General features: G+C 62.4%; 24 protein-coding genes. 19 read left to right on the forward strand and 5 right to left on the reverse strand.

Going from position 1 to position 22,000, the window contains the following annotated elements:
* Window positions 1-118 precede the first annotated feature (118 nt).
* The 10 genes from CQ007_RS07275 (at window position 119) to CQ007_RS07320 (ending at window position 8,688) form a co-directional block, all read left to right on the forward strand.
* Window positions 119-496, forward strand: a complete 378-nt coding sequence (locus CQ007_RS07275) for a chemotaxis response regulator CheY (protein ID WP_105645236.1) — start codon at window positions 119-121, stop codon at window positions 494-496.
* Window positions 497-511: 15 nt separating this feature from the next.
* Entirely contained in the window at window positions 512-1,309 is a 798-nt protein-coding gene (locus tag CQ007_RS07280) for a protein phosphatase CheZ (RefSeq protein ID WP_105644656.1), read from the forward strand.
* A gap of 25 nt (window positions 1,310-1,334) precedes the next feature.
* A complete protein-coding gene (locus CQ007_RS07285) occupies window positions 1,335-3,428 on the forward strand; it encodes a chemotaxis protein CheA (protein WP_105644658.1) in 2,094 nt (697 codons plus the stop codon).
* A gap of 10 nt (window positions 3,429-3,438) precedes the next feature.
* Window positions 3,439-4,545 (forward strand): chemotaxis response regulator protein-glutamate methylesterase, encoded by a 1,107-nt coding sequence (locus CQ007_RS07290; RefSeq protein ID WP_105644660.1) that lies wholly within the window; start codon window positions 3,439-3,441, stop codon window positions 4,543-4,545.
* Window positions 4,545-5,285 (forward strand): flagellar motor protein, encoded by a 741-nt coding sequence (locus tag CQ007_RS07295; protein WP_105644662.1) that lies wholly within the window; start codon window positions 4,545-4,547, stop codon window positions 5,283-5,285. Before CQ007_RS07290 ends, CQ007_RS07295 begins: the two co-directional genes overlap by 1 nt.
* Before the next feature lie 3 nt (window positions 5,286-5,288).
* Complete coding sequence (gene motD, locus CQ007_RS07300) at window positions 5,289-6,125, forward strand: flagellar motor protein MotD (protein ID WP_105644664.1); 837 nt, start codon at window positions 5,289-5,291, stop codon at window positions 6,123-6,125.
* A 58-nt stretch (window positions 6,126-6,183) separates the two neighbouring features.
* Entirely contained in the window at window positions 6,184-6,978 is a 795-nt protein-coding gene (locus CQ007_RS07305; protein ID WP_105645238.1) for a ParA family protein, read from the forward strand.
* Between the two features lie 93 nt (window positions 6,979-7,071).
* Window positions 7,072-7,779, forward strand: a complete 708-nt coding sequence (locus CQ007_RS07310; RefSeq protein WP_105644666.1) for a CheW domain-containing protein — start codon at window positions 7,072-7,074, stop codon at window positions 7,777-7,779.
* A gap of 28 nt (window positions 7,780-7,807) precedes the next feature.
* Complete coding sequence (locus CQ007_RS07315; protein WP_105644668.1) at window positions 7,808-8,287, forward strand: chemotaxis protein CheW; 480 nt, start codon at window positions 7,808-7,810, stop codon at window positions 8,285-8,287.
* Between the two features lie 5 nt (window positions 8,288-8,292).
* Window positions 8,293-8,688, forward strand: coding sequence for a DUF2802 domain-containing protein (locus tag CQ007_RS07320; RefSeq protein WP_105644670.1), 396 nt, complete (start codon window positions 8,293-8,295; stop codon window positions 8,686-8,688).
* 76 nt (window positions 8,689-8,764) lie between these two features.
* On the opposite strand, the gene CQ007_RS07325 is transcribed toward CQ007_RS07320, so the two are convergent.
* From CQ007_RS07325 to CQ007_RS07340, 4 genes are all read right to left on the reverse strand, one after another.
* Window positions 8,765-10,093 carry a hypothetical protein gene (locus tag CQ007_RS07325; protein ID WP_256582229.1) on the reverse strand — a complete coding sequence of 443 codons (1,329 nt, stop codon included), beginning with the start codon at window positions 10,091-10,093 and terminating at the stop codon, window positions 8,765-8,767.
* Complete coding sequence (locus tag CQ007_RS07330) at window positions 10,086-10,622, reverse strand: hypothetical protein (RefSeq protein WP_146114549.1); 537 nt, start codon at window positions 10,620-10,622, stop codon at window positions 10,086-10,088. Before CQ007_RS07330 ends, CQ007_RS07325 begins: the two co-directional genes overlap by 8 nt.
* 251 nt (window positions 10,623-10,873) lie before the next feature.
* Window positions 10,874-11,161, reverse strand: a complete 288-nt coding sequence (locus CQ007_RS07335; protein WP_105644674.1) for an EscU/YscU/HrcU family type III secretion system export apparatus switch protein — start codon at window positions 11,159-11,161, stop codon at window positions 10,874-10,876.
* Between the two features lies 1 nt (window position 11,162).
* A complete protein-coding gene (locus tag CQ007_RS07340; RefSeq protein WP_105644676.1) occupies window positions 11,163-12,815 on the reverse strand; it encodes a flagellar hook-length control protein FliK in 1,653 nt (550 codons plus the stop codon).
* A 156-nt stretch (window positions 12,816-12,971) separates the two neighbouring features.
* On the opposite strand from CQ007_RS07340, the gene ccmA reads away from it, so the two are divergent.
* Genes ccmA through ccmI form a run of 9 tightly spaced genes read left to right on the forward strand, consistent with a single transcriptional unit; the run spans window position 12,972 to window position 19,905 of the window.
* On the forward strand, window positions 12,972-13,607 hold the full coding sequence (gene ccmA / locus CQ007_RS07345) for a cytochrome c biogenesis heme-transporting ATPase CcmA (RefSeq protein ID WP_105644678.1): 636 nt from the start codon (window positions 12,972-12,974) through the stop codon (window positions 13,605-13,607).
* Window positions 13,607-14,278: a heme exporter protein CcmB gene (gene ccmB, locus CQ007_RS07350; RefSeq protein ID WP_105644680.1), complete on the forward strand. Its 672-nt coding sequence runs from the start codon at window positions 13,607-13,609 to the stop codon at window positions 14,276-14,278. Before ccmA ends, ccmB begins: the two co-directional genes overlap by 1 nt.
* A 19-nt stretch (window positions 14,279-14,297) precedes the next feature.
* Window positions 14,298-15,041: a heme ABC transporter permease gene (locus CQ007_RS07355; RefSeq protein WP_105644682.1), complete on the forward strand. Its 744-nt coding sequence runs from the start codon at window positions 14,298-14,300 to the stop codon at window positions 15,039-15,041.
* Window positions 15,038-15,205 (forward strand): heme exporter protein CcmD, encoded by a 168-nt coding sequence (gene ccmD / locus CQ007_RS07360; protein WP_105644684.1) that lies wholly within the window; start codon window positions 15,038-15,040, stop codon window positions 15,203-15,205. Before CQ007_RS07355 ends, ccmD begins: the two co-directional genes overlap by 4 nt.
* Window positions 15,205-15,669, forward strand: coding sequence for a cytochrome c maturation protein CcmE (ccmE, locus tag CQ007_RS07365; RefSeq protein WP_105644686.1), 465 nt, complete (start codon window positions 15,205-15,207; stop codon window positions 15,667-15,669). The genes ccmD and ccmE overlap by 1 nt, the downstream gene beginning before the upstream one ends.
* Window positions 15,670-15,681: 12 nt before the next feature.
* On the forward strand, window positions 15,682-17,655 hold the full coding sequence (locus tag CQ007_RS07370; RefSeq protein ID WP_105644688.1) for a heme lyase CcmF/NrfE family subunit: 1,974 nt from the start codon (window positions 15,682-15,684) through the stop codon (window positions 17,653-17,655).
* Window positions 17,655-18,221 (forward strand): DsbE family thiol:disulfide interchange protein, encoded by a 567-nt coding sequence (locus CQ007_RS07375; protein ID WP_105644690.1) that lies wholly within the window; start codon window positions 17,655-17,657, stop codon window positions 18,219-18,221. Before CQ007_RS07370 ends, CQ007_RS07375 begins: the two co-directional genes overlap by 1 nt.
* A complete protein-coding gene (locus tag CQ007_RS07380) occupies window positions 18,218-18,691 on the forward strand; it encodes a cytochrome c-type biogenesis protein (protein WP_105644691.1) in 474 nt (157 codons plus the stop codon). Before CQ007_RS07375 ends, CQ007_RS07380 begins: the two co-directional genes overlap by 4 nt.
* A complete protein-coding gene (ccmI, locus tag CQ007_RS07385; RefSeq protein ID WP_105644693.1) occupies window positions 18,691-19,905 on the forward strand; it encodes a c-type cytochrome biogenesis protein CcmI in 1,215 nt (404 codons plus the stop codon). The genes CQ007_RS07380 and ccmI overlap by 1 nt, the downstream gene beginning before the upstream one ends.
* 551 nt (window positions 19,906-20,456) lie before the next feature.
* On the opposite strand, the gene CQ007_RS07390 is transcribed toward ccmI, so the two are convergent.
* The gene (locus tag CQ007_RS07390) at window positions 20,457-21,917 is read right to left on the reverse strand and encodes a DASS family sodium-coupled anion symporter (protein ID WP_105644695.1); all 1,461 of its coding nucleotides are present in this window, start codon (window positions 21,915-21,917) and stop codon (window positions 20,457-20,459) included.
* Between the last annotated feature and the right edge of the window lie 83 nt (window positions 21,918-22,000).

Genomic DNA, 22,000 nt, shown 5'->3' on the forward strand with positions numbered 1-22,000 from the left:
CATCCCTGATGGGTCATTGGCAATAGATTGGTAGTAACAGTTTCGCGGAGTGTCTGGGGTGGAACAGACCCTGGCTGCACTTCTTCTGGTTTGGACGGAGGTCGACTTGGACAAGAACATGAAAATACTCATCGTCGATGATTTCTCGACGATGAGGCGCATCATCAAGAATCTATTGCGTGACCTGGGCTTCACCAACACGGCCGAGGCGGACGATGGCACCACGGCGCTGCCGATGCTGCAGAGCGGCAACTTCGATTTCCTGGTGACCGACTGGAACATGCCGGGCATGAGCGGTATCGACCTGCTGCGGGCAGTGCGCGCCGATGACCGGCTCAAGCACCTGCCGGTACTCATGGTCACCGCTGAAGCCAAGCGCGACCAGATCATCGAGGCGGCCCAGGCCGGGGTGAACGGCTATGTGGTCAAGCCCTTCACCGCGCAGGCGCTCAAGGAAAAAATCGAAAAGGTCTTTGAGCGGGTCGAGACCAGATAATCCCGGGGGCAGGACATGGCATTAAGCAGCAATCCCGGCCAGACAACCGCCGACGAGTTCGAGCATTCGCTGAAGAACAATGCCCGGAAGTTGGTGGACCACCTGGAAGAGGGGGACTACCGCGAGGCGGTACTGGTCATACACGAGATCAACCAGGCCCGCGACCGTGGCCTGTATTACGAAGTCGGCAAGCTCACGCGCGCGCTGCACAACTCGATCGTCAGCTTCCAGCTCGATACCGCGCGTTCGTTCGATTCCGATGCTTGCGACAGCTCGAAGATTTCCGACGCCTCGGACCGCCTCGACTATGTGGTCAGGCTGACCGACAAGGCCGCCAATCGCACTATGGATCTGGTGGAAAACAGCGCTCCGGTGGTGGCTCAGCTGGGCCAGGAGGCCGCCAGCCTGCGGGCCGAGTGGCAGCGTTTGCAGCGCCGGGAAATGAGCGCCGAGGAATTCCGCGGGCTGTCGCGGGACATCCTCGCCTTTCTTGAGCGCAGCGAGCGGCACAGCGGTGAGGTATCGAACAATCTGAACGATATTCTCATGGCCCAGGATTATCAGGATCTCACCGGCCAGGTGATCAAGCGCGTGATCAACCTGGTGCACGATGTCGAGGAAAGCCTGCTGAATCTGGTGCGCATGGCCGGGCAGGTCGATCGCATGGCCGGCATTCAGCACAACCTCCCCGACCCGGAGACAAAAAAACCTGTCTCCCAGGGTGAAGGTCCGCAGATTCATGCCGATAAGAGGGATGATGTGGTATCGGGGCAGGACGAGGTTGACGACCTGCTGTCGAGCCTGGGGTTCTAGAGGCTGTGGTCTGAGGGAGCACTGAATGAGCTTTGATGCGGATGAAGAGATTCTCCAGGACTTTCTGGTGGAAGCCGGGGAGATTCTGGAGTTGCTGTCGGAACAGCTGGTCGAATTGGAAAACCGCCCAGGCGATACCGATCTGCTCAATGCCATTTTCCGTGGCTTCCATACCGTCAAGGGTGGGGCCGGCTTCCTGCAACTCGACGCCCTGGTCGCCTGCTGCCATATCGCCGAGAACGTCTTCGATATCCTGCGCAAGGGCGAACGGCAGGTCGACGCCGAACTGATGGATGTGGTGCTGCAGGCGCTGGATACCATCAACAACATGTTCGCCGAGGTACGCGAGGGCGATGAGCCCACGCCCGCCGAGCCGCAACTGCTGACCGCGCTCTCGGCGCTGGCGCAGCCGGCCGCTGCCGAACCGGCCATGGTGGCTGAGGCAGTCGAGGCTGTTGCATTGCAACCAGTCGCCCCCTCCGAGCCCGCTGAAGCCGAGGCCGGGGATATCACCGATGATGAGTTCGAGCTGCTGCTCGAGGCGCTGCACGTGACCCCGGACGAGGCGTCGACGGCTGCCGAGGCGGTGACCGTCGGCAGTGATGAAATCACCGATGACGAGTTCGAGGCGCTACTGGACCAGTTGCATGGCACCGGCAAGGGGCCGGGCAGCAGCGACGATGCGCCGCCTGCACCGACCGCCAGCGATGCCACCACCAGCGCCGAGCTGATTACCGACGACGAATTCGAAGCGCTGCTGGATGAGCTGCATGGCACCGGCAAGGGCCCTGGTACCGGGGCGGTGGCGACACCGGCCGCCAGTAGCCCAGCGCCGGTCGCCAGCGCCCAGCCGCAACCCGCGCCTGCTCCCAAGCCCCAACCGGCCGCCGCACCGGTTGCTGCGGCACGCGCGGAGAAAAAGGCCGATCCCGCTAGCGAGGCGCCAGCCACCGAAACCACGGTACGGGTGGACACCGCTCGGCTCGACGAGATCATGAACATGGTCGGCGAGCTGGTGCTGGTACGCAACCGGCTGGTGCGCCTGGGTCTGGGCAGTGACGACGAGGAACTGGCCAAGGCGGTCGGCAACCTGGACGTGGTCACTGCCGATCTGCAGGCCTCGGTGATGAAGACCCGCATGCAGCCGATCAAGAAGGTGTTCGGTCGTTTCCCACGGGTGGTGCGTGACCTGTCGCGCAACCTGAAGAAGGAAATCACCCTGGAGCTGATCGGCGAGGACACCGATCTGGACAAGAACCTGGTCGAGGCGCTGGCCGACCCGCTGGTGCACCTGGTGCGCAACTCGGTCGACCACGGCATCGAGATGCCCGATGAGCGCGAGGCGGCAGGCAAGCCGCGGGTTGGCGAGATGGTGCTCGCTGCGCGCCAGGAAGGTGACCACATCCTGCTGACCATCACCGATGACGGGCGGGGCATGGACCCCGAGGTACTACGCGCCAAGGCAGTGGAGAAGGGCATGATGGATCGCGACGCCGCCGAGCGGCTGAGCGAGAGCGAATGCTTCAATCTGATCCTGGCAGCGGGCTTCTCGACCAAGACCGAAGTATCCGATGTATCCGGCCGCGGGGTCGGCATGGATGTGGTCAGAACCCGCATCGCCCAGCTCAATGGCACCATCGGCATCGAGTCGACCAAGGGCAAGGGCACGCAGATCGCCATCAAGGTGCCGCTGACCCTGGCCATCATGCCGACCCTCATGGTCATGCTCGGCGACCAGGCTTTCGCCCTGCCGCTGGTCAGTGTCAACGAGATCTACAGCCTGGACCTGTCACGGACCAATGTGGTGGATGGCCAGGAAGTGATCCTGGTGCGCGACAAGGCGCTGCCGCTGTTCTGGCTCAAGCGCTGGCTGATGCCGGGTGCCGCGGGCAATAGCGACCGTTCCGCCGCCAGCGTGGTGATCGTGTCGGTGGGCACCCAACGGGTCGGCTTCGTTGTCGATCAGCTGGTTGGCCAGGAAGAGGTGGTTATCAAGCCGCTGGGTCGTATGTTGCATGGCACGGCGGGGATGGCCGGTGCGACAATCACCGGCGATGGGCGCATAGCGCTGATCCTGGATATTCCCGGGTTGCTCAAACGCTACGCGCGGCGCGGTTAGGAGGATAGGGGTGGTCAAGGTTCTGGTGGTTGATGATTCGGGATTCTTTCGCCGCCGGGTGACTGAAATACTCAGTGCCGATCCGCAGATCAAGGTGGTGGGGACCGCGACCAATGGCAAGGAAGCGGTGGAGCAGACCCTGGCCCTGCATCCAGACGTGATCACCATGGATTACGAGATGCCGGTGATGGACGGCATCACCGCGGTGCGGCAGATCATGCAGCGCCAGCCGACGCCGGTGTTGATGTTCTCCTCGCTGACCTACGAGGGCGCGCGGGTGAGTCTGGACGCACTGGATGCCGGGGCCGCCGACTACCTGCCGAAGAACTTCGAGGATATCTCGCGCAACCCGGACAAGGTGCGGCAGATGCTGTGTGACCGGGTGCATGCACTGGCGCGCAGCAACCGCCGCTCGCTGGGTTTCAGTGCGCCTGCGACCCCCGTTGCCGCGCCGACCTCTGCTGCTGCACCCGCTGCCCGCACACCGCGAATGAGCGCAGCGGCGACTGCGTCTGTGGCTCCTGAGCCGGCCAAGCGCAGCCCGGCACCTCGCAAGCGCAGCTACAAGCTGGTGGCCATAGGCACCTCGACCGGCGGCCCGGTGGCGCTGCAGCGGGTGCTGACCCAACTGCCTGCCAGTTTTCCGGCGCCACTGTTGCTGATCCAGCATATGCCGGGGGCCTTCACCAAGGCCTTTGCCGAGCGTCTGGACAAGCTCTGCCGGATCACCGTCAAGGAAGCCGAAGACGGTGACGTCCTGCGCCCCGGTGTGGCCCTGCTGGCCCCCGGCGGCAAGCAGATGATGCTCGACAGCCGTGGCATGGTGCGCATCCTGCCCGGGGACGAGCGACTCAACTACAAGCCCAGTGTCGATGTCACCTTCGGCTCGGCAGCCAAGGTGTTGCAGGACAAGGTGCTGGCCGTCGTGCTGACCGGCATGGGTGCCGATGGCCGGGAAGGGGCGCGCATGCTCAAGCAGGCCGGCAGCTCGGTATGGGCTCAGGATGAGGCCAGTTGCGTGATCTATGGCATGCCGATGGCGGTGGCCAAGGCCAACCTGGCCGATGGCATCTACGATCTCGACGAGATCGGCCGCTACCTGGCGGAGCTGGGCTGATGGATATTCTCAGTATCATCGGCGTGATCCTGGCCTTTGTCGCCATCATCGGCGGCAACTACCTGGAAGGCGGACACATCAATGCGCTGCTGAACGGTCCGGCGGCATTGATCGTGCTCGGCGGCACCCTGGGAGCGGCATTCATCCAGACCCCGCTGCCGGTGTTCAAACGTGCCCTGACCCTGTTCCGCTGGGTATTCTTCGCTCCGCCGGCCCCATTGCGCGAAGGTATCGGGCAAGTGGTCAACTGGAGCAATATCGCACGCAAGGATGGGCTGCTCGGGTTGGAAGCCGTTGCCGACATGGAGTCGGACCTGTTCGCCCGCAAGGGCTTGCAACTGCTGGCCGATGGCTGCGAAACCGAGACCCTGCGCAGCATTCTGGAAGTCGAGCTGGTCAGTCGCGAGAACAACGACCTGCGCGCCGCCCGGGTCTACGAAAGCATGGGCGGTTATGCCCCGACCATTGGCATCATTGGCGCAGTGATGGGCCTGATTCATGTGATGGGCAACCTGGCCGACCCATCGATGCTTGGCAGCGGTATTGCCGTGGCCTTCGTTGCGACCATCTATGGTGTGGCGCTGGCCAACCTGTTGCTGCTGCCGATCGCCAACAAGCTCAAGGCGGTGGTACTGGAGCAGTCCTGCTATCGGGAAATGCTCCTGGAAGGCCTGCTGTCGATTGCCGAAGGGGAAAATCCACGCTCCATCGAAATGAAGCTCGAGGGCTTCCTGGACTGAAGCATGCGTCGTCGCCGTGAACAGGAACATGAAAACAACGAACGCTGGATGGTGTCCTACGCCGACTTCATTACCCTGCTGTTCGCCTTTTTCGTGGTCATGTATTCGATTTCCTCGGTCAATGAAGGCAAGTACAAGGTGCTGACCGAGTCGCTGATCGGTGTGTTCAGTCAGGCACCGAAAACCGTAGACCCGATCCAGATCGGCAATGAGACACCGCGTTCGCCAGCGCCCCAGTCACCTGCCGAGTTGCAGCAGCCTTCGGCGACGGGCGGGGCTGCTGGCAGCGCTGCGCAGGATCCGTTGGAGAGCATCGCCGAAGCCATGCAGGAAGCTTTCGGCGAGCTGATTTCGATAGGCGATCTGCGGGTGCATGCCAATGAGTTGTGGATCGAGATAGAACTGAGTTCGGGTCTGCTGTTCCCCAGCGGCGATGCCTTGCCGCTGGACAGCGCCTTCGTTCTCGTCGAGAGGATCGCCGGTATCCTGGCGCCCTATGACAACCCGATCCACGTCGAGGGGTTTACCGACAACGTGCCGATCCGTTCGCGGGTGTATCCGACCAACTGGGAGCTGTCGGCGGCCCGGGCGGCCAGTGTCGTGCGCATGCTCAGTGCCGGTGGCATCGACGCCGGACGAATGGCGGCGGTGGGGTACGGTGAACATCGGCCGGTGGCCGACAACCATACCGCGGCCGGGCGCCGGGCCAACCGGCGCGTGGTGCTGCTGGTGTCACGCTACACCGACCGGCGCCATGAGCGTACTCCGGAGGAGCCGGCCGGCCTGCAGGAGATGCGGCAGGCCCGTGCCAAGACCGGCGATGGCGCGGGGCCGGGCTGATGCTGGTGTACCAGATGCTGACAATGGGTGTAACGGCAATGTGGCGGGAGCGAAGGGCATGAGAGTGTGGGCAGTAGCCAATCAGAAAGGCGGGGTCGGGAAGACCACCTCGGCTGTGGCGCTTGCCGGTCTGCTGGCGGACCAGGGCAAGCGTGTGCTGGTGGTCGATCTGGATCCGCATGGCTCGATGACCAGCTATTTCGGCCATGATCCGGATCGCCTGACCAGCAGCGTGTTCAATCTGTTCCAGCATCAGGGCAAGGTGCCGCCGGGGCTGGCTGCGGCGCTGCTGCTGGAGACCTCGCACGAAAACATCCGCCTGCTACCCTCCAGTACGTCGCTGGCTACCCTGGAGCGCCAGTCAGCCGCCCAGGGTGGTTTCGGGCTGGTCATCTCCCGGGCGCTGGCACAACTGCACGGGGAATTCGATTTCGCCATCATCGACAGTCCGCCGCTGCTCGGGGTCTCCATGATCAATGCATTGGCCGCCTGCGAACAACTGGTGGTGCCAGTGCAGACCGAGTTCCTGGCCATGAAGGGGCTGGAGCGCATGGTGCACACACTGAACATGGTCAACCGCTCGCGGCGCCAGGCTCTGCCGTTCACCATAGTGCCAACCCTGTTCGACCGTCGTACCCAGGCCTCGCTGAGCACCCTGCGCATGCTGCGCAAGGATTACGCCGATCAGTTGTGGCAGGCCTATATTCCGATCGACACCAAGCTGCGCGATGCCAGCCTGGCCGGGGTGGTGCCATCGCGGCTGGAAAACAATGCTCGCGGCGTGCTGGCCTACCGCGCGTTGCTGCGCTATCTGCTGGTGCAGGCTCTGCCTAAGCCGAAAGAGGTGGCCTGAAGCGGCCTCATGATCGGCCCGCGGCTGCCGATAACCTGAACAGAACCGGATAACTGCCGGCCTTGCAGACTCAACCCGAACCACAGGCGATACATGAACGACTCCTTGCCCGTACAGCACTATGTACCCGAGCAGACCATCCAGTCCTATCTGGATGCGCTGTTGCAGGACGCGGCCGCGGAGCTGGCGCTGGCCGAAGCCGAGCAGATGGAGGCGTTGCCAACCGCGCCGGTGCTGGAAGTGGTATCGGTGAAGGAGCCAGAGCCGGTACAGGTGCAGGTGGAGGAAACGGTCGAGGCGCTGATTGAACAGCCGGCGCCTCCGGTAGCCGTCCCCGCCTGGCGTGAACAACCGTTCGAGGCGCTGCTGTTCGATGTCGGCGGCCTGACCCTGGCCGTACCGCTGGTTTCCCTCGGCACCATTCACGCGCTGGAAGGCTCGATCACGCCGCTGTTCGGCCAGCCGGACTGGTTCCTCGGTATCCTGCCGACCCAGGCCGGCAACCTCAAGGTGCTGGATACCGCGCGCTGGGTCATGCCGGAGCGCTACCGCCCCGAGCTGCGCGATGACCTGCGCTTCGTCATTTCCGTGCAGGGGTACGACTGGGGCATGGCGGTACATGGTGTGAGCCAGTCGATCCGCCTGGATCCTGCGCAGGTGAAATGGCGCTCGGGACAGGGCAAGCGGCCGTGGCTGGCTGGAACCGTGATCGACCATATGTGCGCCTTGCTGGATGTAGAGGCGCTGGCCCAATTGATTGCTGCGGGTGCTGGCAAAGACGCCAGTGCCCGATTAGGATGAGAACCATCAAGATCGAGAACCGAGACCGATGAAAAACAACACCGCACAGAGCACTGATGATCCGATCCTGCAATGGGTGACGTTCCGTCTGGATAACGAAACCTATGGCATCAATGTGATGCAGGTGCAGGAAGTGCTGCGTCACTCCGAGATCGCACCGGTGCCCGGCGCGCCCTCCTATGTGCTGGGTATCATCAACCTGCGCGGCAACGTCGTCACTGTCATCGACACGCGCCAGCGCTTTGGTCTGGAGCCGGCGCCGGTCACCGACCAGACCCGCATCGTCATCATCGAGGCCGACCGGCAGGTGGTTGGCATCCTGGTCGACAGCGTGGCCGAGGTGGTCTATCTGCGCCAGTCGGAGATCGAGACCGCGCCGAACGTGGGCACCGACGAGTCGGCCAAGTTCATCCAGGGCGTCAGCAACAAGAATGATGAACTGCTCATTCTGGTCGATCTGGAAAAGATGATGACCGAAGATGAGTGGGCCGAGCTGCAGGATATCTGACGCGCATGGATGAGCGCTCGCTGTTGCTTCTGCTGGGCCTGCTGCTGGGCGTGCTGGTTGCCGCGATGATAGGCGGCATCCTGGCCCAGCGACGCCTGGCGCAGCGCCAGCTGGAACAGGAAGCCCGCCTCGACGGCCGGCTGGACAAGCTGGCGCAGAAACTGGCCGAGTACCAGCAGAGCAATATCCGCATGGGCGAGGAACTGATCACCCTGCGTGAAAAGATCACCCACCTGGAAAACAAGCAGCAGCGCCTTGAGCAGCAGGATGTGCACACCATGCCCTACAATCAGGCCAGCCGTCTGGTAGGCATGGGTGCCAGCCTGGATGACCTCGTGCAATCCTGCGGCCTGACCCGCAGCGAAGCCGAGCTGATGCTGAAACTGCACGGCAACAAGTAGGCGCGGCCTCCGCGGTACGTCAAGCGCCAATGCGAACAGCCCCCTGGCAGAAAACAGGGGGTGTTCTTCACCATCATTACCGCTGCAGTGATAACTGGTATTTGCCCGTCACCGGGTCCTGGCTGACCTGGACATTGAACAAATGGTAGGCAGGGGACGAGTAGGTCGGCTCTCCCAGGGTGACGGCCTGCGTGCCCAGCACTCCATCCTCCCAGGAAGCTATCTGGACTGTGGCTGTTCTGCCATCAGCGCGACTATAGTTGGCTACGGCTACGCTATAGGTCCCTGTCTGCAATTGCTCGGCATTACAACTGGCGAAGTAATGCTCGGGGCCGTTGGCAACGACATTATCGACATCCAGATATCCCACATCTCCTACCATGCTGGCGTAATACACATGGGCGCCGCCCGGTTCGTAGACATGCAGGTCGACATCGCCGCTGCCATTCCAGGTTAGTGTGGCGGTGAAGAACCCGGAAGAAGCTTCAGCCGGTGGTGTTACCAGTGAGTTGAGCGCACTATCGATGTGGGTCCTGATCCGGGAAGCGATTGCCAGTTGCTGATTTATATAGATTTCTAGCAAACCGTGGCCGAGAATGTCCTTCTGCCCATTGACGCCGGCAGGTCGGAGGAGATAACCCGGAATATTATCGGTAACAGGCGCTACTGCGCCGACAGCCTCGAGCGCATTGATCACCAGATCGAGATCCGCGAGGGTATGTGCGCCATTGAGCCGTGGAGACGCGGGAGCGATGTGAATCAGTTTTACCGCGTCGCTTGGCAACTGTTGGCTGGCATGATCGAAGGCTGCATTGGCAAACAGATTGCCTTGCGAATGAGCGACGAATAGCAGCTTCTTGCCTTCCAGTATCCAGTTGTCGATTCGAGTCCTATGCTCGGCATAATTCACCTCGGTGGGCGGGGAACCGACGAAGGATGTCAGGCGCTCGATAACCGCAGCCTGATACCAGTCGATCCAGCCATCCCGAATATCCAGCAGATGAGGCAAGGCATTGCCAATAACCGACCACCAGGGACCGTCGCCCCGCAGGCTTTCAAAGAACAACTCGTACCGCCCATGCAGTTCGTCTTCCTGTTCAAGCAGGCGCTGCCGGAAGGTTTCGACGAAATCCTCAAAGCCGTTGGTGTAGTTATACAGCGTCTCGTAAGTGATCTCTTCGTTGTCATCGTTTGTGTAGCCATGCAGCCGAGCGAATTCACCATTGGCTCGGTTAGCCTCGCGAACAGTCGTCTGAACACCGTTGAAGAACGCGAATACAATACCTTGCTGGGTGCAGATATTACTTTCTTCATTGCTCTGAGCCTGCAGCAGTGGGCTGCTCAGTATGCTCGCCAGCAACAGCAGCAGAGAGGTAAATGCCGGAAAATGTGGAAATCTATTCACAGGTATTTCCTCGCGGCATAGCCCAGGAAGTGCCGTCCAGTGCCTTGTTGAACTCGAGATAGCGTTCCAGCCGTTCCCGTGTATTAGTCGCAATAGCCTCCAGCTCGCGCGATACCTCTGCTGCAGGCTTGTTGTCGTTTCCTTCTTCAAACACCAAATAGATGCAGTGATCGGCGCGGGCGAGTCTGCGATTCACTTCTTTCACCGCAACCAGGTCGTGGAGATCGACGGAGAATACTTCCTGCATGGCCCGAGCTGCCTGCAACGCGGCGTTGCGCTGTGCCTGATCGGTATAGTGGCTGTCGATATGGGTCTGGATGTCGTCTCGTACGCCATCTTGGTCGGTATCGAGGCCGGCCAGATCGGTGCTGCGGTCGAGGCGGGGGATCTCGCCGCTTTCTTCCAGCGCGGCCATGGCGGGAGTCGATACCGGCGGAGTGGCTTCGGAGTTGCCACTTGAGCCACCGCTGCTGTCCAGACAGGCTGTCAGCAGCCCGCTGAGCGACAGCACGATTAACGTCCTTTTCATGAATCTTCCTTTAAACAAGATGAGAGGAACGCTTACTAGTAAAGGGCGGGAGCGGAATCGTCAAAGTACGGAGGAGGGAAGATGCTGGATGTGTGGATTAACTCACGAAGATAAGAGGAAGAATGTGAATTGAGGCTACTTTTAGCTTGTGTAAGGCTTAAGCCCGCTCCGTAACTGACGTTGAGCCGGACAGTTATTGCCTATGGCGAGCGCAGCTTGAACATGAAGGTCGCCTCGGAGAGAGGGAACTGTCAGCCATGCTCCGGAGGGACAAACCCCTCCGGCGTTTTGCCCTTCAGGTGCCAGGCGAAGGCGATGATCTCGGCGATGGTGCGATACAGCGCTTCGGGAATCTGGTCGCCGAGTTCCATGCGGGTCAGCATGCTGGCCAGGTCGGCGTTCTCGTAGATCGGTACTTCATAGTCCATGGCCAACTGGATGATGCGTTCGGCCAGTTCGCCTTCGCCCTTGGCGGTGATGCTGGGGGCGTCGGTGCCGCCTTCATATACCAGGGCGATGGCTTCGCGCTGTTCGCTCATTTCAGGTCACCTCGTCTATCCAGCGTTGTTGTACTGTCTGGCGTGGCTCCGGCGGGCTGCCGCGGTGGCAACTGAGTTCGCCGATCTCCAGACCGCGGGTCAGCAGGCGGTCGCGCAATTGCCCCAGTTCATTGTTGACCAGTTGCAGGGTAGCGGCCTGCTCGGCCCAGAACTCGCTGCTGACCCGGCCCTTGTACAGGCGGGTGATGGCCTGCAGTGGGCCCAGCCGGTCCAGGTTGAAGGCCAGGCGTATCTCCCATTGCGGTGCCTGTTCGGCGTGGCGTTTGTCCGGTGACGCCTGATCGCGCTGGATGCGCATCTGCACCTGGGTGAACTGCTGGCCATCGCGCAGTGGCAGATCCAGTTGCCAGACCGTCTGGCTGCTGCCGTCGGTGAAGGTCTGGGTCTGGCCCAGGCTCTGGAACTGGTGGTGCTGGATGCGTGACAGCAGCGCGGCGGTCAGGCGTAGCAGGCTGCCCAGATCGGGGGCGTCGTTCAGTGCCTGTACTGCCCGGGAGGGCAGCGGGAACAGACCGGGCTTCACTGCCAGTGCCTGCTGCCACGGGCCGGGCGGCAGGCTCAGCGCCTTGCTGGCATCGGGTGGCAGGTGCTGCTGCAGGGTGATCAGCAGGGTCATCAGGCTGGCCTTGAAGTCGGCGCCGGGCAGCGGTTCGGTGCCCGGTGGGGTGGCCAGGCTGGACAGCAGGGGCAGCAGTCGGGCCAAGGGCGGCAGTTGTCCTGCGGGTGCCGGCTCGGTACCTGGCTGGCTGGCCGGTCCGCCATTACCGGCAGGGCTGCGCAAGGCTTGTTGCAACTGTTCGAGGCTGGCTTCCAGAAACAGGCCGCTCTGGCGTATCGCCTGGGCTACACCGGCGGTGGTACTCAGATGTTCGGGGGTGGCGACATGCGCCAGTACCTGCCGCATGCTGGCCTGCAGCAATGGCGGCAGGTCCGGCAGCGCCGCGAGCTTGTCGAGCATGCGCAGCATGGGTTCAGCCGGGGCCTGTGCCTGCAGGCTGGTACGCATACCCTGCAGCAGATCCAGCTGGCGTATCTGCTCGTTGGCGGTGGTGACCTGCAGCGCGCCGTCGGCGGCGACCACCGCGGTGAGCAGGCTGCCGGGTATCGCCGGGCGGCTGCTGTCCAGGCTCAGCAGGGTGCCGGAGGCCGGGCCCTGGAGTATCCTGGCCAGTATCGCAAACCGCGCTTGCTCGCCGGCATTCTGCAACTGCTGGCTGTCGACGATACGTGCCTGTACCACACTGCCCTGGGGAAACAGTTGCGGATCGAGACTGGTAACCGGCCGCTGCGCTGCCGGCTGGCCCGCTGCGGCATCAAGGACCGCCAGCAAGCGGGTGGGGCTGACCGACTGCACCGTGGCAGTGCTGCCCGGCTCCAGCGCCTGGTGACTGCGTACGCTGATGTCGGCCGGCGGCGATCCGGCCCTGGCCAGGCGTAACAGTATTTCGAATTGACCGGCCTGGGCCTTGCTGTCGAGCACCTCGGCGCGAGCGCTTTCACCCGGCGCCAGGGTCGCTGCGGCAATCGGACGCAGCAGCTCCAGGGCGACCGCGGAAGCCGCAGCAGGCGGGCTGGAAGGCCCTGTTCTGGGGCTGTTGGCGGTGATCGGTGGCAGGTTCAGATCCGGAGTCATGTGTGTCACATATTGATGTAAATCAGAACCCTCAGGGTAGGGGGCGTATGTATAATGGCGCCAATTACATAGCGTGCCTGACGCCCATGCAGTATAGCGGCAGCGTACTGATAAACATGAGTTAACCGTGATTCGTTCTGTTGGTTTGGAGTAAAGGTGAAGCCACTGCCTGTTGAACTGGACAGTCTGGCGTGCGAGCGGGATCAGCGCGAGCTGTTTGCGTCGCTGTCGCTGCAACTCGAGCCGGGAGAGGTGCTGCAGGTGGCCGGGCCCAACGGCTCCGGCAAGACCAGTCTGCTGCGGATCATGGCCGGTCTGCTGCCACCTTCTGCAGGCGACATGCGTTACGGTGGCGACTCGGTATTCTCCGGCACCGGCCGGGAAAACTGGCGGCAGCAGCGGTTGTATATCGGTCATGCGCCGGCGGTGAAGGGGGCGCTGACTGCCGAGGAGAATCTGGCCTGGTTGTGCGCGCTGAGCCGTCCGGTGGAAAACGATCATATCTGGCAGGCGCTGGAGCAGGTCGGCTTGCGTGGCTTCGAGGATGTTCCCTGCCATAACCTGTCGGCTGGCCAGCAGCGTCGCGTGGCCCTGGCCCGTCTGTATCTGGAGCAGCACCCGGTGTGGATTCTGGATGAACCCTTTACCGCCATCGACAAGGCCGGTGTCGCCGCATTGGAGACGCACATCCTGCAGCATGCGGCCCGCGGCGGGCTGGTGATCATGACTACCCACCACGGCCTTGAGCATCTACCGGGGGTGCGCTGTCTGGACCTGGGACAGGTGAACTGATGCGGCAGATCGTCTGGCTGTTGTTCTGTCGGGAATGGCGCTTGGCCTGGCGTCGCCCGGGGGATCTGCTCAACCCGTTGGTGTTCTTCGCGCTGGTGGTCAGCCTGTTCCCTCTGGCGGTTGGACCCGAGCCCTCGATGTTGCGCAGCATGGCGCCCGGTGTGATCTGGGTGGCGGCATTGCTGGCGACATTGCTGTCGCTCGATGGCCTGTTTCGCAGCGACTACGAAGATGGTTCGCTGGAGCAGTGGGTGCTGTCACCCCATCCGCTGGCGCTGATGGTGCTGGTCAAGGTATTGCATCACTGGATGATGTCGGGGCTGGCGATGGTGCTGCTGGCACCATTGTTCGGGCTGATGCTGGCCCTGCCGCTATCCTCGTTGCCGGTGTTGGCGCTGACATTGCTGCTGGGTACGCCGATACTCAGCCTGCTGGGCGCGGTGGGTGCGGCATTGACGGTGGGGCTGAAGAGCGGTGGCGTATTATTGGCGCTGCTGATCCTGCCGTTGTACATCCCCGTGCTGATTCTGGGCACCGGGGCGATGGATGCGGCGTTGCAGGGGATGCCGGTCACCGGGTTTGCGCTGTGGCTGGGCTGTCTGGCGGTGCTGGCACTGACCCTGGCGCCGATCGCCATCGCCGCCGGGCTGCGCATTGGAGTAAGCGAATGAATGGTCGAGCAGGTAACGCATGAACTGGAGTTTCTTCCACAAGCTGGGTTCGCCCAAGTGGTTCTATGACATCAGTGGCCGCTGGCTGCCCTGGTTTGCCGTGGCGGGTGTGGCGCTGCTGCTGGTGGGCAGTGTCTGGGGGCTGTTCTTCGCGCCCCAGGACTACCAGCAGGGCAACAGCTTCCGGATCATCTACATCCATGTGCCGGCGGCCTTCGTTGCCCAGTCCTGCTACATGATGCTGGCGGTGGCCGGGGTGGTCAGTCTGGTCTGGCGCATGAAACTGGCCGATGTGGCGCTCAAGTGCGCGGCACCGATCGGCGCCTGGATGACCTTTGTTGCGCTGCTTACCGGTGCCATCTGGGGCAAGCCGACCTGGGGCACCTACTGGGTGTGGGATGCGCGCCTGACCTCCATGCTGATCCTGCTGTTCCTGTACTTCGGCATCATCGCCCTGGGTCAGGCGATCAGCAACCGCGAGACCTCGGCCAAGGCCACGGCGGTGCTGGCGATCGTCGGCACGGTGAATATCCCGATCATCAAGTACTCGGTGAACTGGTGGAACACCCTGCATCAGCCGGCCACCTTCAAGGTCACCGAAAAGCCGGCCATGCCGATGGAAATGTGGCTGCCGCTACTGCTGATGGTGCTGGGCTTCTATGCGCTGTTCACCGTCAGCCTGCTGATGCGCATGCGCCTCGAGGTCCTGCGCCGGGAGCAGAAGACCCGCTGGGTGCGCGAGACGCTGGAGAAACTGTCATGAGCAGCCTGAATGAAATGCTGGATATGGGCGGACACGGCATCTATGTCTGGTCGTCCTATGCCATAACCCTGGTCGTATTGGCGTTGAACGTGGTGCAGCCGTGGCTGGCCCGTCGGCGTCTGGTCAATGAAGAGGCGCGCCGCCGCCGTCGGGAGGTGATGTAATGCATCCGCAGCGCAAGAAACGCCTGTTGCTGATTCTGTTGGTCGTGTTCGGGGTCGGCGTCGCCGTGGCCCTGGCTCTCGGTGCACTGCGGCAGAATATCAACCTGTTCTATACGCCGACTGAAATCGCCACCGGCGTGGCGCCGCAGGATGCGCGCATCCGCGCAGGCGGCATGGTGGTCGCCGGCAGCCTGCAACGTGCTCCCGACAGCCTGGAAGTGGTGTTTGCCGTCAGCGATGGCAATGAGCAGGTGCAGGTGTCCTACAGCGGCATCCTGCCTGACCTGTTCCGCGAAGGGCAGGGCATAGTGGCGCTGGGACGGCTGAACGAGAACCGCATGCTGGTCGCCGATGAGGTTCTGGCCAAGCATGACGAGGAGTACATGCCGCCGGAAGTGGCCCAGGCGCTGAAAAAGGTTGATCACATGCAAGTGGATGGCGTCTATACGCCGTCCTCCAACTGACCCGGAGGCCGAATGATTCCCGAGCTTGGACAGATCGCCCTGATCATCGCCCTGGTACTGGCGCTGCTGCAGGCAACCGTTCCGCTGTATGGCGCCTGGCGTGGCGATACCCTGGCGATGGGCTTCGCCCAGCCGGCGGCATTCGCCCAGTGCCTGTTCGTGCTGTTCGCCTTCATCTGCCTGGTGCACGCCTTTGTCAGCAATGACTTCAGCGTGACCTATGTGGCACTGAACTCCAACTCAGCGCTGCCCTGGTACTACCGCGTGAGCGCGGTATGGGGCGGCCATGAAGGCTCGCTACTGCTGTGGGCACTGATTCTCGCTGCCTGGACCTTCGCCGTGGCGATCTTCTCCCGGGATCTGCCGGAGGAAATGCTCAGCCGGGTACTGGCGGTGATGGGCATGATCAGCGTCGGCTTCCTGTGGTTCATGCTGGCCACCTCCAACCCCTTCGATCGGCAGTTGCCGTACTTCCCGGCGGATGGCAACGACCTGAACCCGTTGCTGCAGGACTTCGGCCTGATCGTGCACCCGCCGATGCTGTACATGGGTTATGTCGGTTTCTCGGTGGCCTTCGCCTTCGCCATCGCCGCGCTGCTCGGCGGCCGCCTGGATGCGGCCTGGGCGCGCTGGTCACGGCCCTGGACCATTGTCGCCTGGGCGTTCCTCGGCCTGGGTATCGTGCTCGGCTCCTGGTGGGCCTACTACGAACTGGGCTGGGGTGGCTGGTGGTTCTGGGACCCGGTGGAGAACGCCTCCTTCATGCCCTGGCTGGTGGGGACCGCACTGATCCACTCGCTGGCAGTGACGGAAAAACGCGGGGTGTTCAAGAGCTGGACGGTATTGCTGGCGATCGCCGCCTTCTCCCTGAGCCTGCTCGGTACCTTCCTGGTACGCTCGGGTGTGCTGACCTCGGTCCACGCCTTCGCTACCGACCCGGAGCGCGGCGTGTTCATCCTCGGCTTCCTGCTGGTGGTGGTCGGCGGATCCCTGGCGCTGTATGCGGTGCGGGCGCCGGTGGTCAAGAGTCAGATCGGCTTCGCCCTGTGGTCGCGGGAGACCTTCCTGCTGATCAATAACGTGATCCTGGTGGTGGCAGCCCTGATGGTGCTGCTCGGGACCCTGTACCCGATGGTGCTCGACGCCCTGACCGACACCATGGTGTCGGTGGGTCCTCCGTATTTCAATGCGTTGTTCGTGCCGCTGATGGCGATCCTGATGCTCGCGCTGGGCGTGGGCATGCTCAGCCGCTGGAAGGATACCCCGGTGAAATGGCTGTTCGGTCAGCTCAAGTGGGTACTGATCCTCTCGGCGATTGGCGCGGTGGGGCTGGCGGTGTGGATCGGTGATCACCACCTGGCGGTCGGCAGCATGCTGTTCCTGGTGTTCTGGGTAACCGGCAGCGCTGTGCGCGACATTCTCGACAAGTCGCGCCACAAGGGCCTGCTGAGCGGGGTACGTAGCCTGTCGCGCAGCTACTGGGGCATGACCCTGGCGCATGTCGGCATCGCCGTATGTGCCGTCGGGGTGGTCGGCGCCAGCCTGTTCGATAGCCAGCGCGACCTGCGCATGGCCCCGGGCGACACCCTGGAGCTGGGCGGTTACAGTTTCCTGTTCACCGGGGCTACGCACCGGGAAGGTCCCAACTGGATTTCCGACAAGGGCCATATCGAGGTCTATCGCAATGACCGGCAGATTGCCCTGCTGAACCCGGAAAAGCGCCTGTACACGGTACAGAACATGCCGATGACCGAGGCCGGCATCCAGGCCGGCTTCACCCGCGACCTGTTCGTCGCCATGGGTGAGCCGCTGGAAAATGGCGCTTGGGCCATTCGGGTGCATATCAAGCCGTTCGTACGCTGGATCTGGGGCGGTGGCCTGCTGATGACCCTCGGTGGTCTGCTGGCAGCCAGCGATAAACGTTATCGTCTGCGGGTGCGCCAGCGGCGTACCGCACCGCAGGCGGCAAGTGGGGAGGTTGCCTGATGCGCAGACCCTGGATGCTGATTCCGCTGGTGCTGTTCCTGCTGCTGCTGGCGTTGTTCCTGAAAACCCTGAACGACAAGAAGAACCAGCAGGATCTGGCCATCGACCCGAGCACCTTGCCCTCGGCACTGATCGACAAGCCATTCCCCGAGTTCAGCCTGGCGGCAGTGGAAGAGGGTGGCCCGACCCTGACCCGGGCCGACCTGCTCGGCCGGCCGGCGCTGGTCAACGTCTGGGCTACCTGGTGCGTCGCCTGCCGCGTCGAGCACCCGGTGCTCAACGGCCTGTCCAACCAGGGCGTGGTCATCTACGGGGTGAACTACAAGGACAACACCGCCGATGCGCGACAGTGGCTCAAGGAGTTCCACGATCCCTACCAACTGAATATCAGCGACACCGAAGGCCGTCTCGGGCTGGATCTGGGTGTCTATGGCGCGCCGGAAACCTTCCTGATCGATGCCGAAGGCATCATCCGCTACAAGTTCGTCGGTGTGGTCGATGAGCGAGTCTGGGAAACCCAGCTCGGGCCGCGGTACCAGGCGCTGCTTGAGGGGGAACAGCCATGATTCGTCGCTGGTGCCTGTTCCTTCTGTTGGCCCTGGCACCCATTGCCATGGCCGCGGTGGATACCTACGAGTTCGAGACCGACGCGCAACGTGAGCGCTTCTATCAGTTGAGCAACGAGCTGCGCTGCCCGAAGTGCCAGAACCAGAACATCGCCGACTCCAATGCGCCGATTGCCATGGACCTGCGCCGTGAAGTGCATCGCATGCTCACCGAGGGCAAGGACAACGACCAGATCATCGATTTCATGGTCAGCCGCTATGGCGACTTCGTGCGCTACAAGCCGGCGTTGACGCCGGCGACCGTGGTGCTGTGGTTCGCCCCGGCGGCGTTGCTGCTGGGTGGTGTCATCGTCTTGATCGTTCTGCTGCGTCGTCGCCAGCGGGCGCTGCGTGAATCAGCCGCACAGCACCTGAGCCAGGACGAACAACGGCGCCTGCAATCCCTGCTGGAAAGAGAAGAAGATAACTGATGACAGATTTCTGGTTGTATGGCGCGCTGCTGATGCTGGCGGGCATGCTTGTTGTAGTCTGGCCGGTATGGAAGCTGCGTGGCCAGAAGAGAGTCGACAGAACCGGCCTCAACGTGGCCCTGTATGAAGAGCGGGTCGCCGAACTGGATGCACAGCTGGCCGCCAACGAGCTGACCCCCGAGCTGCATGCCACGGCCCTGGAAGAAGCCGGCAAGCTGCTGCTCGAAGATACCGCCAAGGCGGATGAGGCTCGCCGGCCGCTGCGCCGTGGCGGGCCCTGGCCGCTGATCCTGGCCGCCGGTGCGCTACCACTGGTGGTCATCGGCCTGTACATGAGCTGGGGCAACCCGGCGGGTTTGGCGCTGCTGCGGGAGATGGAGCACAATCCGATGCCGGACAGCCTGGCCGACTATATCGACCGCATGGAGCGCATCACCGAAGTCCAGCCGGAGAATGGCGAAGTCTGGTACATGCTCGGTCGTGCCTACCTGGCTGATCAGCGTCCCGCCGAGTCGGTAGAGGCGTTCGGCAACAGCCTGCAGCGCATCGGCGAGCGCGCCGAAGTGCTGGCTCAACTGGCCCAGGCGCGGTTCTTCGCCAATGCCAACAAGCTCGATACCGAAGCCGTGGCAGCGCTGGATCGCGCCCTGGAGCTGAACCCGTTCGAGCCGACCGCGCTGGGCCTGCTGGGTATCGCCGCGTTCGAGTCCGGGGAGTATGCCGGGGCCATTACCTACTGGGAACGGCTGAAGGCCGGCATGGCGCCTGGCAGCGACGGCGCCCGGGCGATCCAGGGCGGCATCGATCGTGCCCGTGAGCGCATGCAGCAATCGGCAGGGGCATCGTCAGAGGATGCCGTGGTTGATGCCGAGCAGCCGCAGGTCAGCGTACGCATAGAGTTGGCCGACGAAGTGGCCGCACAGTTCCCCGATGAGGCGGTGGTCTTCGTCTCCGCCCGCGACCCGGAAGGTCCGCCGATGCCGCTGTTCGCCGAGCGCCTGGACAAGGCGAGCCTGCCGGCGCAGGTGGTTCTGGATGCGAACGACGCCCTGATGCCCGGCACCACCCTGCAACCGGGCCAGGTGCTGCAGGTGAGTGCCCGCATATCCCCCAGCAGCGATGTGATGCAGGCCAGTCATGAAGCCGAAGCGGTTGAGGTGGTGGTGGGTGAGCAAGAAGGGCAGTTGGTCCTGCGCATAGACCGGGCTTTGTAAGCGCCAGGTCTATTTGCGGGCGCCATCTCGGCGCAAGTTGGGCTTTCTGCAGAAGCTGGCATACTGCGCTTCTGCAGAAGGTCCGGTTGTGGATGGAGCGCGCCTCTATCCGACTGCCACTCTCTCATGTCCGGATATCTCTCCCGCCAGCCCTAACCGTTTCACGAAACAGCATCTGCTCATCTTTACCCCTGTTCATCATCTTGCCCACCACCGCGCCACCACTTCGCTCTCTCGCTTACCTAGCCCGTCATCTGTCCGCTTGCCATCGTCCTCTTACCTGGTCATCCCCGACGCACGACTGCATGGATGCAGGAATTGGAGCGGCGCAGGAAGCCAAAGCTGAGGCCGGGGATCCACCGTTCCGGTTGACTCGGAGTGGCGGTGGATCTTTCGCCTTCGCGAAGGATGACGGGGGTGAGAAGGATGACGGGGGAGCTGAGGGATGATGTGGCGCGAGAACAGGGCCTGAAGTTGAGGCCTCAGGGCATCTCCCATAAAAAAGCCGCCGTCACTGGGACGGCGGCTCGGCACTGCTCAGTCGGAATAACTCAGATTCCGAATACCAGGAACATCAGGTAGTAGGCCAACAGGCCGACGATGATAACGCCAGCGATATTCAGCTTGAAACCGGCGGAGATCATGTCGGTGATCTTCATATGGCCGGTACCGAATACAATGGCATTCGGTGGGGTGGCCACCGGCATCATGAAGGCACAGCTGGCAGCAACAGCGGCCGGTACGGCATACAGGATCGGCGACACATCCTGAGCCATCGCCAGGGCGCCCATCAGCGGCAGGAAGGCTGCAGCGGTTGCGGTATTACTGGTGATCTCGGTGAGGAATATGATCACTGCGGTAATGACCAGCACGATGGCCAGGGTCGGCAGCGTACCTATCACGGAAAGGGATTCGGCGATCCAGACGGCCAGGCCGGAAGAAGTGATCACCGCGGCCAGGGACAGACCACCACCGAACAGCAGCAGCACACCCCAGGGCATTTTCGAGGCAGTCTCCCAGTCCATCAGGTTGCCTTTTTCACGGTCAACTGGAATCAGGAACATGATGATGGCTGAAGCAATAGCGATGCTGGTGTCGTTCAGCCAGGGAATCAGTGCGCTGGACAGCAGCGGTTGGAAGATCCAGGCGGCAGCGGTCAGCAGGAATACCACGCCCACGGTTTTCTCGCCACGGCTCATCGGCCCCAGGTCGGCAAGTTGTTTCTGCAGCAATTCGCGGCTGTTGTTTTCGGCCTTGAGGCCGAAGTCCTTGCGCGCCAACAGGAACCACACGGTGATCAGCATCAGCACTGAAATCGGCACCCCGATCAGCATCCACTGACCGAAACCAATGTGAATGTCATGGTTGTCAGCCAGGTAGGCCACCAGCAGCGCATTCGGTGGTGTACCAATGATGGTACCGATACCGCCGAGGCTGGCCGCATAGGCGATGGCCAGCAGCAGCGCGGTGGCGTATTTGCGAACTGCCACTGGATCATCATTTTCAAACATGCTGACTACCGACAGGCCGATCGGCAGCATCATGATGGCGGTGGCGGTGTTGCTTACCCACATGCTGAGAAAGCCGGTGGCAATCATGAATCCGCCGATCTGATGGCTGGGTTTGGTGCCCACCGCCAGTAGCGTCATGAGAGCGATACGCTTGTGCAGGTTCCAGCGTTGCATCGCCAGGCCCAGCACAAAACCACCCATGAACAGGAAGATGGTCGGGTTTGCATAGGGGGCTGTGGCCTGGCTTATAGTGCCGATGCCCAGAGCGGGGATCAACACGATCGGTGCCAGCGAGGTGGCCGGAATCGGAATCGCCTCGGTGGCCCACCAGGCAGCCAGCAGCATCATCAGGCCGGCGGCCTTCCAGGCTGCGTCACTCATGCCTTCCGGCGCGGGGAGTAGAATGGTCATGGCCAGCAGCACAACGCCGGCGATCAGGCCAATGACTCGGCTGGTGGTCCAGCCGTTAGCTAGTGGTTGGTTTGTTGTCGTGGCAGACATTCTCTTATCCAATATCGAATTTTAACTTTGCTTCACCTTTGCAACAGCGCGCTTGCCACGGCACTGCCAATCCCCAGTAAAGC

Origin of the sequence: Pseudomonas sp. MYb185 (assembly GCF_002979975.1) — a bacterium.
In the GTDB taxonomy this organism is placed as follows: Bacteria; Pseudomonadota; Gammaproteobacteria; order Pseudomonadales; family Pseudomonadaceae; genus Halopseudomonas.

Bases quoted from the DNA above. Each gene is read 5' to 3' on its own strand.
- CQ007_RS07340 (WP_105644676.1), bottom strand. From the start codon at position 12,815: ATGACTCCGGATCTGAACCTGCCACCGATCACCGCCAACAGCCCCAGA.
- CQ007_RS07285 (WP_105644658.1), top strand. From the start codon at position 1,335: ATGAGCTTTGATGCGGATGAAGAGATTCTCCAGGACTTTCTGGTGGAA.
- CQ007_RS07320 (WP_105644670.1), top strand. From the start codon at position 8,293: ATGGATGAGCGCTCGCTGTTGCTTCTGCTGGGCCTGCTGCTGGGCGTG.
- CQ007_RS07330 (WP_146114549.1), bottom strand. From the start codon at position 10,622: ATGAAAAGGACGTTAATCGTGCTGTCGCTCAGCGGGCTGCTGACAGCC.
- motD (WP_105644664.1), top strand. From the start codon at position 5,289: ATGCGTCGTCGCCGTGAACAGGAACATGAAAACAACGAACGCTGGATG.
- ccmB (WP_105644680.1), top strand. From the start codon at position 13,607: ATGCGGCAGATCGTCTGGCTGTTGTTCTGTCGGGAATGGCGCTTGGCC.
- CQ007_RS07275 (WP_105645236.1), top strand. From the start codon at position 119: ATGAAAATACTCATCGTCGATGATTTCTCGACGATGAGGCGCATCATC.
- CQ007_RS07380 (WP_105644691.1), top strand. From the start codon at position 18,218: ATGATTCGTCGCTGGTGCCTGTTCCTTCTGTTGGCCCTGGCACCCATT.
- CQ007_RS07335 (WP_105644674.1), bottom strand. From the start codon at position 11,161: ATGAGCGAACAGCGCGAAGCCATCGCCCTGGTATATGAAGGCGGCACC.
- CQ007_RS07370 (WP_105644688.1), top strand. From the start codon at position 15,682: ATGATTCCCGAGCTTGGACAGATCGCCCTGATCATCGCCCTGGTACTG.
- CQ007_RS07305 (WP_105645238.1), top strand. From the start codon at position 6,184: ATGAGAGTGTGGGCAGTAGCCAATCAGAAAGGCGGGGTCGGGAAGACC.
- CQ007_RS07280 (WP_105644656.1), top strand. From the start codon at position 512: ATGGCATTAAGCAGCAATCCCGGCCAGACAACCGCCGACGAGTTCGAG.
- CQ007_RS07390 (WP_105644695.1), bottom strand. From the start codon at position 21,917: ATGTCTGCCACGACAACAAACCAACCACTAGCTAACGGCTGGACCACC.
- CQ007_RS07375 (WP_105644690.1), top strand. From the start codon at position 17,655: ATGCGCAGACCCTGGATGCTGATTCCGCTGGTGCTGTTCCTGCTGCTG.
- ccmD (WP_105644684.1), top strand. From the start codon at position 15,038: ATGAGCAGCCTGAATGAAATGCTGGATATGGGCGGACACGGCATCTAT.
- ccmI (WP_105644693.1), top strand. From the start codon at position 18,691: ATGACAGATTTCTGGTTGTATGGCGCGCTGCTGATGCTGGCGGGCATG.
- CQ007_RS07315 (WP_105644668.1), top strand. From the start codon at position 7,808: ATGAAAAACAACACCGCACAGAGCACTGATGATCCGATCCTGCAATGG.
- CQ007_RS07310 (WP_105644666.1), top strand. From the start codon at position 7,072: ATGAACGACTCCTTGCCCGTACAGCACTATGTACCCGAGCAGACCATC.
- CQ007_RS07355 (WP_105644682.1), top strand. From the start codon at position 14,298: ATGAACTGGAGTTTCTTCCACAAGCTGGGTTCGCCCAAGTGGTTCTAT.
- CQ007_RS07295 (WP_105644662.1), top strand. From the start codon at position 4,545: ATGGATATTCTCAGTATCATCGGCGTGATCCTGGCCTTTGTCGCCATC.
- ccmE (WP_105644686.1), top strand. From the start codon at position 15,205: ATGCATCCGCAGCGCAAGAAACGCCTGTTGCTGATTCTGTTGGTCGTG.